Annotated in this window: 12 protein-coding genes; 5 read left to right on the top strand and 7 right to left on the bottom strand. The window is 71.5% G+C overall.

Features of this window, described 5'->3' with window-relative positions:
• Positions 1-77: 77 nt before the first annotated feature.
• From OG972_RS02125 to OG972_RS02110, 4 genes are read right to left on the bottom strand one after another with little or no spacing between them, the layout of a single operon-like run.
• Positions 78-998 (bottom strand): hypothetical protein, encoded by a 921-nt coding sequence (locus tag OG972_RS02125; RefSeq protein WP_266977982.1) that lies wholly within the window; start codon positions 996-998, stop codon positions 78-80.
• A complete protein-coding gene (locus OG972_RS02120) occupies positions 995-2191 on the bottom strand; it encodes a hypothetical protein (RefSeq protein ID WP_266977981.1) in 1197 nt (398 codons plus the stop codon). The genes OG972_RS02125 and OG972_RS02120 overlap by 4 nt, the downstream gene beginning before the upstream one ends.
• A complete protein-coding gene (locus OG972_RS02115; protein ID WP_266977980.1) occupies positions 2188-3252 on the bottom strand; it encodes a hypothetical protein in 1065 nt (354 codons plus the stop codon). Before OG972_RS02115 ends, OG972_RS02120 begins: the two co-directional genes overlap by 4 nt.
• Positions 3249-3971 carry a cupin domain-containing protein gene (locus OG972_RS02110; protein WP_266977979.1) on the bottom strand — a complete coding sequence of 241 codons (723 nt, stop codon included), beginning with the start codon at positions 3969-3971 and terminating at the stop codon, positions 3249-3251. The genes OG972_RS02115 and OG972_RS02110 overlap by 4 nt, the downstream gene beginning before the upstream one ends.
• 526 nt (positions 3972-4497) lie before the next feature.
• Between OG972_RS02110 and OG972_RS02105 the strand changes: the two genes are divergently transcribed.
• Positions 4498-4692 (top strand): hypothetical protein, encoded by a 195-nt coding sequence (locus OG972_RS02105; RefSeq protein WP_266977978.1) that lies wholly within the window; start codon positions 4498-4500, stop codon positions 4690-4692.
• A gap of 3 nt (positions 4693-4695) precedes the next feature.
• On the opposite strand, the gene OG972_RS02100 is transcribed toward OG972_RS02105, so the two are convergent.
• Positions 4696-6399, bottom strand: coding sequence for an IclR family transcriptional regulator C-terminal domain-containing protein (locus tag OG972_RS02100; protein ID WP_266977977.1), 1704 nt, complete (start codon positions 6397-6399; stop codon positions 4696-4698).
• 167 nt (positions 6400-6566) lie between these two features.
• On the opposite strand from OG972_RS02100, the gene OG972_RS02095 reads away from it, so the two are divergent.
• From OG972_RS02095 to OG972_RS02080, 4 genes are all read left to right on the top strand, one after another.
• Entirely contained in the window at positions 6567-7325 is a 759-nt protein-coding gene (locus tag OG972_RS02095; RefSeq protein ID WP_266977976.1) for a CoA transferase subunit A, read from the top strand.
• Positions 7322-7963 (top strand): CoA transferase subunit B, encoded by a 642-nt coding sequence (locus OG972_RS02090; RefSeq protein ID WP_266977975.1) that lies wholly within the window; start codon positions 7322-7324, stop codon positions 7961-7963. Before OG972_RS02095 ends, OG972_RS02090 begins: the two co-directional genes overlap by 4 nt.
• 218 nt (positions 7964-8181) lie before the next feature.
• Positions 8182-9360 carry a 4-hydroxybenzoate 3-monooxygenase gene (locus tag OG972_RS02085; RefSeq protein ID WP_266977974.1) on the top strand — a complete coding sequence of 393 codons (1179 nt, stop codon included), beginning with the start codon at positions 8182-8184 and terminating at the stop codon, positions 9358-9360.
• Between the two features lie 678 nt (positions 9361-10038).
• Positions 10039-10272 (top strand): hypothetical protein, encoded by a 234-nt coding sequence (locus tag OG972_RS02080; RefSeq protein ID WP_266977973.1) that lies wholly within the window; start codon positions 10039-10041, stop codon positions 10270-10272.
• A gap of 467 nt (positions 10273-10739) precedes the next feature.
• On the opposite strand, the gene OG972_RS02075 is transcribed toward OG972_RS02080, so the two are convergent.
• Positions 10740-10922 (bottom strand): hypothetical protein, encoded by a 183-nt coding sequence (locus OG972_RS02075; protein ID WP_266977972.1) that lies wholly within the window; start codon positions 10920-10922, stop codon positions 10740-10742.
• Positions 10923-11079: 157 nt separating this feature from the next.
• The gene (locus tag OG972_RS02070) at positions 11080-12405 is read right to left on the bottom strand and encodes a geranylgeranyl reductase family protein (RefSeq protein ID WP_266977971.1); all 1326 of its coding nucleotides are present in this window, start codon (positions 12403-12405) and stop codon (positions 11080-11082) included.
• Between the last annotated feature and the right edge of the window lie 110 nt (positions 12406-12515).

Raw genomic sequence — 12515 nt, 5'->3', positions numbered from 1 at the left:
GGGGCGGTCGTGGCCGCGTGAAGGAGACCTCGCTCGGACGGGTCACCGCGCGGTTCATGGGCGGGTGACGCGGCGGATCACGAGGCGGGCCAGGTCAGGAAACCCGTGGTGCGCAGCCCGCGCAGTTCGGTCCACATGGAGTTCCGGGGCGGTCGCGGTCCCCGTGTGAGGCGCAGCACCGTACGCACCAGGCGGGGCGGTGACACGGCCGCGACCTGCGTGAACCGTCCCCGCGCCAGCCATGAAGCCTCCTCGGGCCGCAGCCCGGGCGGCCAGGGGGCCGGCGGCGGAGCCGGTGCCGGGCCGCGGCCGGTCGGAAGGCGCAGGGTTGCCGCATGCCGGGGCACGAGCCCGATCGACGTGACCCGTACGCCGGGGACCGGGCCCAGAGCGGCCCTGACCCGCGCCGGGAGCCCGATGCCCTCCGGGCTCGCGTCGTGCAGCACATGGACCGTCGCGCCCTCGGCCCGCTCCAGCGCCGCGACGAGGCGCGGGTCGAGCGGCAGGGCGTCGGGCGCCGCGAGGACGGGGCAGGCCGCCTCCAGGTGCACATGGTTGGCGAGCAGCATCCGGGCGATCGAGCGGTCCTGGCAGACGAGGAGACGGGGCAACCCGTAGGCGTGGAGGTCGGGTTCGGCGGCATCAGGCACCGACGGAGGCCGTGGCGTAGTCGGCGGCGGGGACGGGACCGGTGGGAGCAGGCCGTCCACGGTCGCCCGGCCCCGTGCCTCCAGCGCACGCGTGAACGTGGGCAGCCGCAGGGGAGGGGCCGGGGTGCGTGGGATGCGGGGGAGCAGGGTCGCGGTCGGGCTCAGGACACGGCAGGTCTCGTAGTAGAGCTGCCGTTCCGTGAATCTGATGCCGCCCGGGCCTGCGGCGCGCGCGGCGGCGCCGGTGATCGCGAGGTCGAGGAAACGGGCGCCCGGCCCGCGGCCGGTACGGGGGTCCCGGGCCATGGAGGTCCCGATTCCGGGAGCCTGGAGGCGTCGCGGCGTCATGCGGAGCTGGTGCCCTTCTTCTCGTACGTGCCGGTGCCGGGTGGGCGGGTGCCAGGTGCCTCCGAGGTCCTCCGGGTCCGCGGAGCCTGCGGCCAGGTGAGGAAGCCGTGGGTGAGGTCCTCGTGGGGGGTGGGCCGCGGGGCGGCCAGCGCCCGTTCCACCGCCCGGACGACGATCGATTCGAGGACGCGCGGCGGCACGGCGGCGAGCGGACTCCAGAAGCCCTCGCCGAGCCACTGCGCGTCGGCCTCGGGCAGACCTGCGACCGTGCGGAGCTGTTCCGCGTCGGCGAGCGGATCGTGCCGGCCGAGCCGCACGACGCCCTGTTTGCCCCTGGCCGCGGAGACGGGGAGGCCCGCGTCCACCACGACGCGGTCGGGCTGTGCGCCACGGATGAGCGGCGCCAACAGGACGCCCTGCGGATCGGCGTCGTGCAGGACGACCACCGGGAGCCCGCTGCGATACTGCGCGAGCGCGCTGAGCGCCGCCGCCAGGACGGTGGGGCGCCCCCCGATTCCGTCGGCGTCGGCAACCTCCACGAGGTCGGCCTCCAGACGGGCGGGGATGCCGTTGGCCGTGAGGAAGAGGGCGACCACGCGGTCCGTGCAGAGGATCGCGACCTTGGGCCGGGACACCGGAAGGGACGCACCGGAACGGTTCGCCCCGCGCGGCCGGGGCACGGGGCGCGCGTCGTCGACGACGCCTTTCGGCAGGCCCCCGTACGCCGCCGACCAGGAGCCGTTCATCAGGGCACGGAAGGTCCGTTCGGCAGGAATGATCTGCCCATGGGGCAACTGGCCAGGGTGGTGCCGCATGGACGACGCGACGACGAGGGCGGCGCACGCGGCGGCGCCGGCGAGGAACGCGAGCAGTCCGCCGGTCAGGGCGGCGCACACGACGAGGGCGGCGGCCACCGGCAGCGCCATGAGCCAGCGGATCTTCGCCGGCACACCCTCCGGATCCCGCCCGGCCCAGGCGTAGTTACGGCTGCGGGACAGGTACCAGAGCTGGGTGAGGGTGATCTTCAGGCGGCCGTGATCGGTGGCGCGTTCCGCGATGCCCCGGATGCGGATGTCGTGCATGCCCGTGCCGTGCACCGCGGGGTCGAGCGCGAAGCGCTTCCCGCAGTGCGCGCAGATTCTGCCGCTGCGCTGCTTGCCCGTCAGCGAGGCGGCGCAGCGGGGGCAGATCATCGCTCACCCGCGTGGTCCTGGGCTGCCGAACCCGGCCAGGTCATGAACCCCACGGACGCGGCACGACGCCGTTCCGGGTCGACGCTCCCCGAGACCTGTTCGGCGACCCGGGTGACGGCGGCGAGCAGACGGGCGGGGGGCATGCCGACGAGCGGGAAGCGCCAGCCCTTTCCCAGCCACTTCAGCTCCTCCTCGGTGAACTCGCCCAGCGCGGTGAGCCGCGCCATGGTCTCCCTGTCGGGCTTCTCCTGCTTTTCGCGGTAGGGCACGGCCTGCGCCAGACGACGGACGGTGCGCAGCGGCAACCCGGCGTCGATCACTGTGCGTTGCCCCAGGCTCGCGCGGACGTGCCGGACGAGGAGTTCCCCGTGCGCGTCGGCATCGTGCAGCACGATCACCGGGCCCCGCGCGGGCAGGGCGTGGACCGCGTCGAGATCCTTGGCGAGCGCGATCCCGTAACGGGCGGGCAGCCCGTTGGCGATCAGGAACGCCGTGGTGGAGCGGTCGGGGCACAGGAGTACGGCCCCGGTCTGAGCGCCCGAGGGCGCACGGGTTCCGGCCCGAGAGGGAAGGGGAGGGGCGTCGTCGACCACCCCGGGCGGCAGCCCGCCGTACACGTTCTGCCAGGGCGCGAGCGCCTCCGAACGGAATGCCGTACGGCTCATCACCGGGAAGCCCCGGCCGGCTCCGGCGGCTCGTGCGAGGGCGAAGCCCGCGGAGACGAGCAGCAGGGCGCCCGAGGTGAGGAAGAGGTAGGCGGTCTCGGTGAAGATGCCGAAGACGCCGACGACCAGGCCCGCGAAGAGCGAGGTACCCGCACACCCCGGCGCGAAGGTGCCCTCCTTGAGGCGCCTGCGCGAGAGCGCGTACCACAACTGGTCCGGCACCACTGAGATCCTGCCCTCCTCCGTCACCTTGGCGACGATCCTGCGCACCCGCAGGTCGCTCAGGCCGAGGGAGTTGGTCTTGGGGTCGAGTGCATACGTGCGCCTGCAGTGGGAGCAGGTGTTGTTGGGGCGTTCCTTGCGGAGCAGGTTCTTCTCGCAGTGCGGACAGATCACCGGCGGACCTCCAGTGCGGTGGCCACACGGCGCAGTCGTGCGGCCAAGCGCTCGCGGACGGTGGTGGTGGCGATGCCGCGGTCCTGCTGATGGCGCTCGATGTCGCGCAGGGCGGCGGCGAGGGCGCGATAGTCGGTGGTGGCTGCGGCTACGGCCACCTGGCCGGCCATCCGGGTGTCGCCCGCGGCGCGGCGCTCGGCCTCCCCGGCGGTGATCGCGTAGTCCTCGTGGTCGATCCCGTAACCGGTGTTGGCCGCGAGGATCGTCAGCGGATCGGTGCCCCGGTTCGCGAAGGAGTGGGGCATCATCTCCGGAATTCGTATCAACATCCCGGGAGCCAGCGGGACTTCGGTCACCAGGTCGCGGTCCGCGTCGTAGAGGCCGCACGCCGCGTGGCCGAGGCTGAGGACGAAGTGTTCACCGCCGTGGGCGTGCGGGGTGAAGGCGCTGCGCGGCTCCACGACACCGAGTTTGACCGTGGCGTTCGAGGGGCGCTCGGGGGAGGTCGCCGCGTCGCCCACCAGGTAGTGGGCGAACTGCCCGTCATCGATGAAGCGGAGAAACTCCCGCTCGGGTCCCAGCTCGCGCACGCCCTCGCGGTCGGCCAGCCCGATGCCTCCGTCCGGCCTCAGGTGGTACAGCTCCACAGCGGCGGGGAGCGTGCCCCATGCTCCGCTCGGCATGGCGTCGGATATGCCGTCATGCGGTATCCCGGACATCGCGCCTCCCCCGTCTTCCTGTACGCGGCGCGCGCTTCGCAAGCGCATCGTATGGCCTTGATCCACAACAAGGGGAGCCCCTTGGGCTGGCACACGGGCAAAGCGCGAGGGAACGGCGGGCGAACGCGCGTGGCAGGAGTGGACGGATGACGGCGCAGTCCACGAGGTGCACGCGCTGAAGCGGCGAGCTGCTACAGCCACGCGACCTGTGCCAATTCCGCCGCAGTCCGTGCGCATGCTCCGTACACACATCGAGCGCTGTGGGGTGACGACGGTCGGTCGGCTGTTGCGGAACGAGGCCGGCAACTGCGTGGACTGCCGGCCGCGTACCGTGCGATCGGGCGGGCCCACGAGACCGGGGCCGTCGAGGTGATCCTCGGCGTCCTGCGCTCGGTGGGCTCCCGAACCCCGTCGAGGAGCGGATGTACCACGTCTTCGTCGACCAGGCCTTCGCCTTCGCGGCCCAGGGCGCCGCCCTCGCGCTGCCGCGGCGGCTCACAAGGCGGACGCGGAGGTCTGGCACGCGGTGTACGGCAATCCGCCGGCCGACACGTACCCGAACATCGCCGCTGCCTGCCCCCTGCTCGCCGCCGACAGGAGCGAGAGCGGCTGTCCCTTCGCCCTGGACCTGATGCTGGACGCGATGGCGGCGCGCCTGCCCTCCACAAGCGTTCCGGCGGACGGCTCCCGGGACCGTCGCGCCCGGGCCCGACGGCCGTGAGGATCAGCCGGTGGGCACGGGGGAGAAGCGGCCCACCGCGGCGAGGTCGGCGCTGATCCGCGCGGCGGTCTCCAGCAGAGGGGGGAGGAGCGTGGCCAGGCTCTCCTCGCAGGTGGCGCGGCCGGCGTGGAGCGCCACGTTGACCGCGGCCACCACGTGCCCGCCGCCGTTCCTGACCGGCGCCGCGATCGAACGCAGCCCCTCCTCCAACTCCTGTTCCACCCAGGCGTGGCCGCGCCGGGAGGTGGCCGCCACCACGTCGGTGAGGGCCTCGGGCGTGGTCACCGTGCGGGGCGTCAGCGCCTCGGGTGCCACCCGGGCCAACCGCGCCGCGCGCTCGCCGTCGGGGAGGGCCGCGAGGAGCACCCGGCCCATCGATGTGGCGTACGCGGGCAGCCGGGTGCCCACCGTGATGTCGATGTGCATGATCCGGGTGCTCGCGACCCGGGCGACGTAGCGGATGTCGTCGTCGTCGAGCACGGCCACGGACGCGGACTCGTGGACCCTGCCGACCAGTTCGGCGAGGTGCGGGGTAGCGATCCCGGCGAGCGTCAGGCCCGAGAGTCGGGCGTAGCCGAGTTCCATGACCCGCGGCAGCACCCGGAAACCGTCCGCGTCCTCCCGTACGTACCCCAGGTGGTGCAGCGTGATGAGCGACCGGCGGGCGGTGGCGCGGGGCAGCCCGGTGAGGCGGGCGAGGTCGGCCAGGCGGGCGGGGCCGTCGACCGAGCCGAAGGCGCACAGCACGTCGAGACCCCGGGCGAGCGACTGGAGGAAGCCGGCGCCGAGTTCCTCCTTGAGCGCGTTGCCCGAGTGGGGCGGGCGGACCGCCGCTGCGGTGGCCGGCGTTTCGGTGGCCGACGGTGTGCGCAGGGCAGCCTCCATGGCGGCGACGGCCGCGCGTACCGGGGGCAGGACCCGCGCCGTCAGGGACTCGATGCTGTGCCGGCTGGCGTGACTGACCACGCTGACGGCGCAGACCACCGCGCCCGCCGAGTCGCGGACGGGGAGGGCGACGGCGATCAGACCGGGCTCGATCAGCTGGCTGTCCATCGAGAAGCCGTCCTCGCGTGCCTGCCGTACCCGGTCGAGGAAGTCGGCCTCCACCGCTGAGGACGTGGACTCCGCCCCGGCCGGGCGGGGTGGCAGGGCCGGGAAGCCGGTGTCCAGCGGGTCGCGCCGACGCCGCGCGCGCCACTGGTCGTGCTGTGTGTCGTCCCAGTCGGCGGCGAACACGGCGCCGGGCGCGCAGCGTTCGGCGGGCAGCAGATCGCCGACCCGGAACGAGATCGCCATGGCGCGCCGGCGGGCGGCCTGCGCGATGAAGCGGACCCCGTCACCGTCCGGGACGGCCAACGACACCGACTCGTCGAGCTCGTCGGCGAGTGTGACGGCGTGTGGGCGGAGGGCTTCGAGGAGGGCGCAGCCGGCCAGATAGGCATTGCCCAACTCCGCCGAGCGCGGGGCCAGCAGCAGATCGCGGTCCTCGGTCCGCAGGAACCCGAGGCGGACGAGCGTGGTGGCGACCCGGTCGACCGTCGATCGGGCGAGCCCGGTGGCGCGGACGAGATCTCCGGGGCGATGGCGCGTCCCCGGTCCCGCGGCCACGGCGCGGAGCACGGCCAGTCCGCGCTCCAGCGGTCCGACCAACTCGTCGGGTGCCACCGTCGCCTCGGGCGCCGTCGTCACCTCGGTGAGCTGGGACATCGTCTGACCTCCTCGGAGCGTCGCGGGCTGATCACCGTGCGGAAACCGTACCCGCTGCCGTTGACACGGCCCGAAGCGTGGGTGGACACTCAGCCCGCGCCAAGTATGAACGAAAGTTCACCAGGCGAACAACCTTACGGTAAGGTCTGAGTGAAAAGGGTCGTTATATGGACAAAATCATAGCGACGGCTGCCGAAGCGGTGGCGGACATCGGAGAGGGGGCCTCGCTCGCCGTCGGAGGTTTCGGACTGAGCGGGGTACCGGACGTCCTGATCCGCGCCCTGCACGCCCACGGCTCCGGCCGGCTGAGCGTCGTCTCCAACAACTGCGGCGTCGACGGCGGCGGCCTGGGCATCCTGCTCGCGGCCGGACGGATCAGCCGGGTCACCGGCTCCTACATCGGCGACAACAAGGAGTTCGCCCGCCGCTACCTGGGTGGCGAACTGGAGCTGGAACTCACCCCGCAGGGCACCCTGGCCGAGCGGCTGCGGGCCGGCGGCACCGGCATCCCCGCGTTCTTCACCCCAGCAGGCGTCGGCACCCAGGCCGCCGAGGGCGGACTGCCCTGGCGGTACGCTCCCGACGGCGGCGTGGCGGTCGCCTCGCCGCCCAAGGAGACATGCGAGTACGACGGCAGGGTGTACGTCCTCGAACACGGCATCACCACCGACTTCGCCCTGGTGCGCGCCGCCCGGGGCGACCGCCACGGCAACCTCGTCTTCGCCCGCGCGGCCCGCAACTTCAACCCTCTCGCCGCCATGGCCGGCCGGATCACCGTCGCCGAGGTCGAGGAGCTCGTGGAGCCCGGCGAACTGGACCCCGACCAGGTCCACCTCCCCGGTGTATTCGTGCAGCGGGTGCTGGAACTGACCCCCGAACAGGCTGCCGACAAGGGCATCGAGCGAAGGACGGTACGCACCCGATGAGCTGGACCAGGGACGAGATGGCGGCCCGAGCCGCCCGGGAGCTCACCGACGGCTCGTACGTCAACCTCGGGATCGGACTGCCCACTCGCGTGCCGAGCTTTCTCCCCGAGGGCGTCGACGTCGTCCTCCACTCGGAGAACGGACTCCTCGGCGTCGGCCCGTACCCGTACGAGGACGAGGTCGACCCCGACCTGATCAACGCGGGCAAGGAGACGGTGACCGTCGTACCGGGCGCCGCCTTCTTCGACTCCGCGCTCTCCTTCGGCATGATCCGCGGCGGTCACATCGACACCGCGATCCTGGGCGCCATGCAGGTCTCCGCCCGCGGTGACCTCGCCAACTGGGCGATCCCCGGCAGGATGGTCAAGGGCATGGGCGGGGCGATGGACCTCGTCCACGGCGCCCGCCGGGTGATCGTTCTCATGGAGCACACGGCCAAGGACGGCACCCCCAAGATCGTCGACACCTGCACGCTGCCGCTCACCGGCCGGAACTGCGTCCACCGCGTCATCACCGACCTGGCCGTCCTCGACATCACCGACGAGGGACTGCGACTCATCGAGACCGCCCCTGGCGTGACCGCCGACGAGGTCCTGCGCCGGACTGCCGCGTCGGTGAAGACAGGGAAGGCCCTGTGACCGGCAGCCCCGCGGGCGTCAGAGCCGGAGGGCTTCGAGGAGGCCCTGCTGCACTCTGCCTTCAACTGCGGTGCGCCGGAGGACAATTCAGCCTCCGTCACGACCCAGCCCGTCCTGGCCGAGGACGACGTTCCGTCCTCCTTCCGTCGCCGCCGCGCCCCGGGCCGCGGCCGCTTTCCGACTACGTCCTTCACCTCTGACCTCCCACGGAGACTCTCATGCCCCGCACCACCGTCGGCATCATCGGAGCCGGCCCCGCCGGACTCCTGCTCTCCCACCTGCTCCACCGGCAGGGCATCGACAACGTCGTCCTCGAACTGCGCAGCCGCGACTACGTCGAACGCCGGCAGCGCGCCGGCATCCTCGAACAGGACACCGTCGACGTGCTGCGCGAATCCGGGGCCGGCGAGCGGATGGACCGCCAGGGCCTGGAGCACCACGGCATCGAACTGCGCTTCGACCGGCGCTCCCACCGCATCGACTTCCCGTCCCTCACCGGCGGCCGGTCGGTCATGGTCTACGCGCAGACCGAAGTGGTGAAGGACCTCATCGCCCGGCGCCAACAGGACGGCGGAACCGTCCTGTTCGAGGCGGAGGCGCTGTCAGTCGACGGCATCGAGACCGACCGCCCGAGCATCCGCTACCGTCACGAAGGCGCCGAACACACCCTGGACTGCGAGATCGTCGTCGCCTGCGACGGCTTCCACGGCATCGGTCGCCGCTCCGTTCCGGACGACCTGCTGACCGTGACGGAACGGACGTACCCCTTCTCCTGGCTCGGCATCCTCGCCGACGTTCCGCCCTCGTGCGAGGAACTGATCTACGCCCACCACGAGCGCGGCTTCGCCCTGCACAGCATGCGCTCGCCCGAGGTCAGCCGGCTCTACCTCCAGGTCGCCCCGGACGACAGCACCGACAACTGGCCGGACGAGCGCATCTGGGACGAGCTGGAGACCCGCTTCGCCGTCGACGGCGACTGGACGCTGCGGCGGGGCCCGATCACCGAGAAGAGCATCACCCCGATGCGCAGCTTCGTCGCCGAACCCATGCGCCACGGGCGCCTCTTCCTGGCCGGCGACGCGGCCCACATCGTCCCGCCCACCGGGGCCAAGGGCCTCAACCTCGCCGTCGCCGACGTCACCCTGCTCGCCCAGGCCCTGACCCGCTACCACGCCCACCGGGACGAGTCGCTGCTCGACGCCTACTCGGAGAACGCGCTGCGCCGCGTCTGGCGGGCCGAGCACTTCTCGTACACGATGACGACCCTGCTGCACAGTGACCCCGCCGACTCCGACTTCGACCGTGCGCTTCGCCTCTCGCACCTGCGCTATGTCGCCCGCTCCGAGGCCGCTTCGGCCTCCCTCGCGGAGAACTACGTGGGGTTCAAGGAGAACTGACGTTGTAACACCGCACGGGAGGTGTGGCTGCTCGAAGCAGCCACCCCTCCCGGTATCGGTGGATCAGCCGGACCGCGCGGAGGAGGAGAAGCGGTACACCGCCTGGGAGACACACGCCGGCTTGTCCGAGCCGTCGATGACCGACATGACGTGCCCTGCTCACAGCTGACCGGCGAACCATGGGTACCCGCCACCATCCGGTGACGGGCGCCCATCCGCATGCGATGGGCGGCGGCCCGCACGTGCACTCGGAGGGGCACGGGCAAGGCTCCAACTGCCGGCAAGGCAGTCAGCAGAGGCCGGCCGCTTACGCTTCTGCCACGCTTGGGTAACTTTCAGTGACCGGTGGTGGTGCCGGTAATGGTCGGGCGGTGCATTCGCCGCCGCCGTGGAGCGCTCGTGCGATCAGCCGTCGTTTCGGCACAGGTGCAACAGAGGGCCGGCTGGGTCGCCGCGGAATCGAGACCGCCGACCTGGAAGTCGCAGTGCATCATCGGGCGCCGTTCCCTGTCGGCGGGCGGCCGAACGGGGGCCTGGTAGCCGGTCGCCTGCTGCAGGACGACATGGATGGCCCCGGCACATGAGGCCCGCGAGCCGGTAGGTAGGACGGGGTCGTCACCGGAGATGATCGGCCCCGCTGGACATGTGCGCGGCGCGCCCCTGCCACACGCTGTAGGCATGACCAACGATGCTGGAGAGGCGTTCCACCCCACACCCGTCGTCGTCCTCGGTGTCGTGCCGGGCGATCCGCCGTACCGCATGGTGGAGGTCAACGGAGTGTTGGCCGGGCCTGCCCACGACATGGTGGATGTGATCAGGCTGGCGCGCCAAGCGGGCGTGTCCGAGATCGACTTCGACGATCCCGCGGTCGTGAGATGGGTCGGCGGAGGCAAGTACAAGTGGGTGCCCTGAGCGGGCGGGATTCCGACGCCCTGGCCACGCTCCTGATGCAGACACATCCGGCCGAACCTAGACTGACGATCGCCCGAAATATGCCGAATCTGGGAGAAGTGGACTATGGCCAAGCGAGGGAACAAGCGACGCGCCCGCAAGAAGAAGAAGGCCAATCACGGCAAGCGCCCCAACGCCTGAGCTCACCGAGCACTCGACGGCGTGGGTTGACGGGTCATCCGGACCACACGCCCATGACGGGTCCCCTGCCGGGCCAGTTCATACGGGTGGCAGCCCCCGCGAGCGTCATCAGATTCTGGATCCGCACATACGACGCGACCTCTGACGACGCTGATGCCGCTTCTCCGGGTCTTGCCCGCGTGGCGTGAGGGGCGGGGTCGGTCCCCGCCCCTCACCGATCCGGTCGACCTCCGGCTGGAATCACTGCCTTGCGGTTCCGTGCACTGTCCTGGATCCCCGATCGTCGCTCAGCAGCTCGCAGGCTTCATCCAGGAGCACTCGAGGTCGGCGCGCCCGGACTGCTCATCCCTTGCAGCCGGCGCATCGGTCGTGGGCCGGTCGGACCGGGCCGTACCGTGCAGCTGCTCCGTGCCCTTGACGCTGTGGGCGGCGAGCGCCGCTCCGACCGCGTCCTCGATGCTCTTGACCACAGTGTGATGCGTGGTGCGTCCTCCACGCGGAGTCGGCCAGAACTGTCCTCGGCGTCACCGGCCACGACCACCGCGGTAGGGCGGCCGCGGTCTTCCTCCGGCGTGGCGGCGTGGGGCCGGGACGACCACGCGGGGAGAGGCACCGTCGGCGGGCCGTTCAGCGTCTGCGCACATGCGGTGCCGGGACCAGGCGGACGACGGTGTTGAGTACATGGTCGACCACGTCGTGCGAGGGCTTGTCCGTGAGGTTGGTGAGCATCCGGGCCAGGGCGTTGAGCAGAAACGGCGATCCCATGACGTACCGATTGAGGATCGGTTGGAAGCCCGAACGGCTGAAGACGATGTCGGCGGCCGCGTTGCCGAGACGGTAGTAGCGCCCCCAGCGGCGGTTCATCTCGACGGGGTAGCTGTGCAGCACTCGCTCCCGCCGGGGGCCCCGGGGAAGGGCGAGGGCGAGCGCGGCGCTCTCGGCTGCGACTTCGCCGGCTTCCATGGCCTGGCCGATGCCCTCCCCGTTCCAGGGGCTGATCATGCCTCCGGAGTCGCCGACCAGGAGGAGCCCCCGGGTGTAGAGGGGGTGACGGTTGAAACCCAGGGGCAGTGCCGCGCTCCGGACAGGGCCCTCGGCGTTCTCCTCATGCAGCCCCCAGGCGTGAGGAGTACGGGCCAGCCATTGGTCCAACGTGGTCCGCAGGTCCGCGATTCCGTGCCGCCGGTGAGGCAGCGCACCGAGCCCGACGTTGACGCGGCCGTCTCCCATGGGAAAGATCCAACCGTATCCCGGCAGGTAGTGATCGCTCCCCGGGAAGCGGAGATCGGCCCACAACTCCAGGTACTCCTCTTGAGACCGTTCTGGGCTGCGGTAGTAGCGGCGTGCGGCTGTCGCGATCTGCCTGCTCCTGTCCCGCTGCAGGCCCATGGCGAGGGCGAGGCGGGCGGAGGCGCCGTCGGCGGCGATGACGATCGGTGCATGGAAGACCATCGGCTCCTTCGCTCCGGCCGTGGCGGTGACGCCGGTGATGCGGCCGGCGCGGTCGGTCACGGGCTGAGTCACCTTCACCCCGTTGCGCAACCGTGCTCCGGCAGCAACGGCATGGCGGGCCAGGATGTCGTCGAAGTCATGCCGGCTGCGCGAGAGGCCGAAGTCCGGGTAGCGCCCCAGGGCGGGCCAGTCGATGTGCACCTGATGCTCACCGGCCACCCATCGCATACCGCGTGAAGGCGTCCACCCCGGAGCCTTGATGTCGATGCCCATTCGGATGAGCTGGTGCACCGCTCGCGGGGTCAAGCCGTCTCCGCACACTTTTTCCCGGGGAAAGTGGGCCTTCTCCAGAAGCAGGACATCGATGCCTGCCTTGGCGAGGTGGAAGGCTGCGGACGAGCCCGCAGGTCCCGCCCCCACCACGATCACATCGGCTTCTTCGTCCGAGCCGTGGACGGAGCGGTCGTCCGGCGGGGACTGCGCTGGCGTTGTTTCCCGCATAGGAAACCCCTTCCTGGGACAGCCGGTGGCGTACCGAGGACGGCAGCCCGGTACGTCATCATCGATCAGGACGAGCCGGTGCGGAACAGGGCCGGATGTCCGGCCACGCC

It is taken from the genome of Streptomyces sp. NBC_01669 (assembly GCF_026339735.1).
Classification (GTDB): Bacteria; Actinomycetota; Actinomycetes; order Streptomycetales; family Streptomycetaceae; genus Streptomyces; species Streptomyces yanii.
This window is presented reverse-complemented; position numbering and strand designations above follow the sequence as displayed.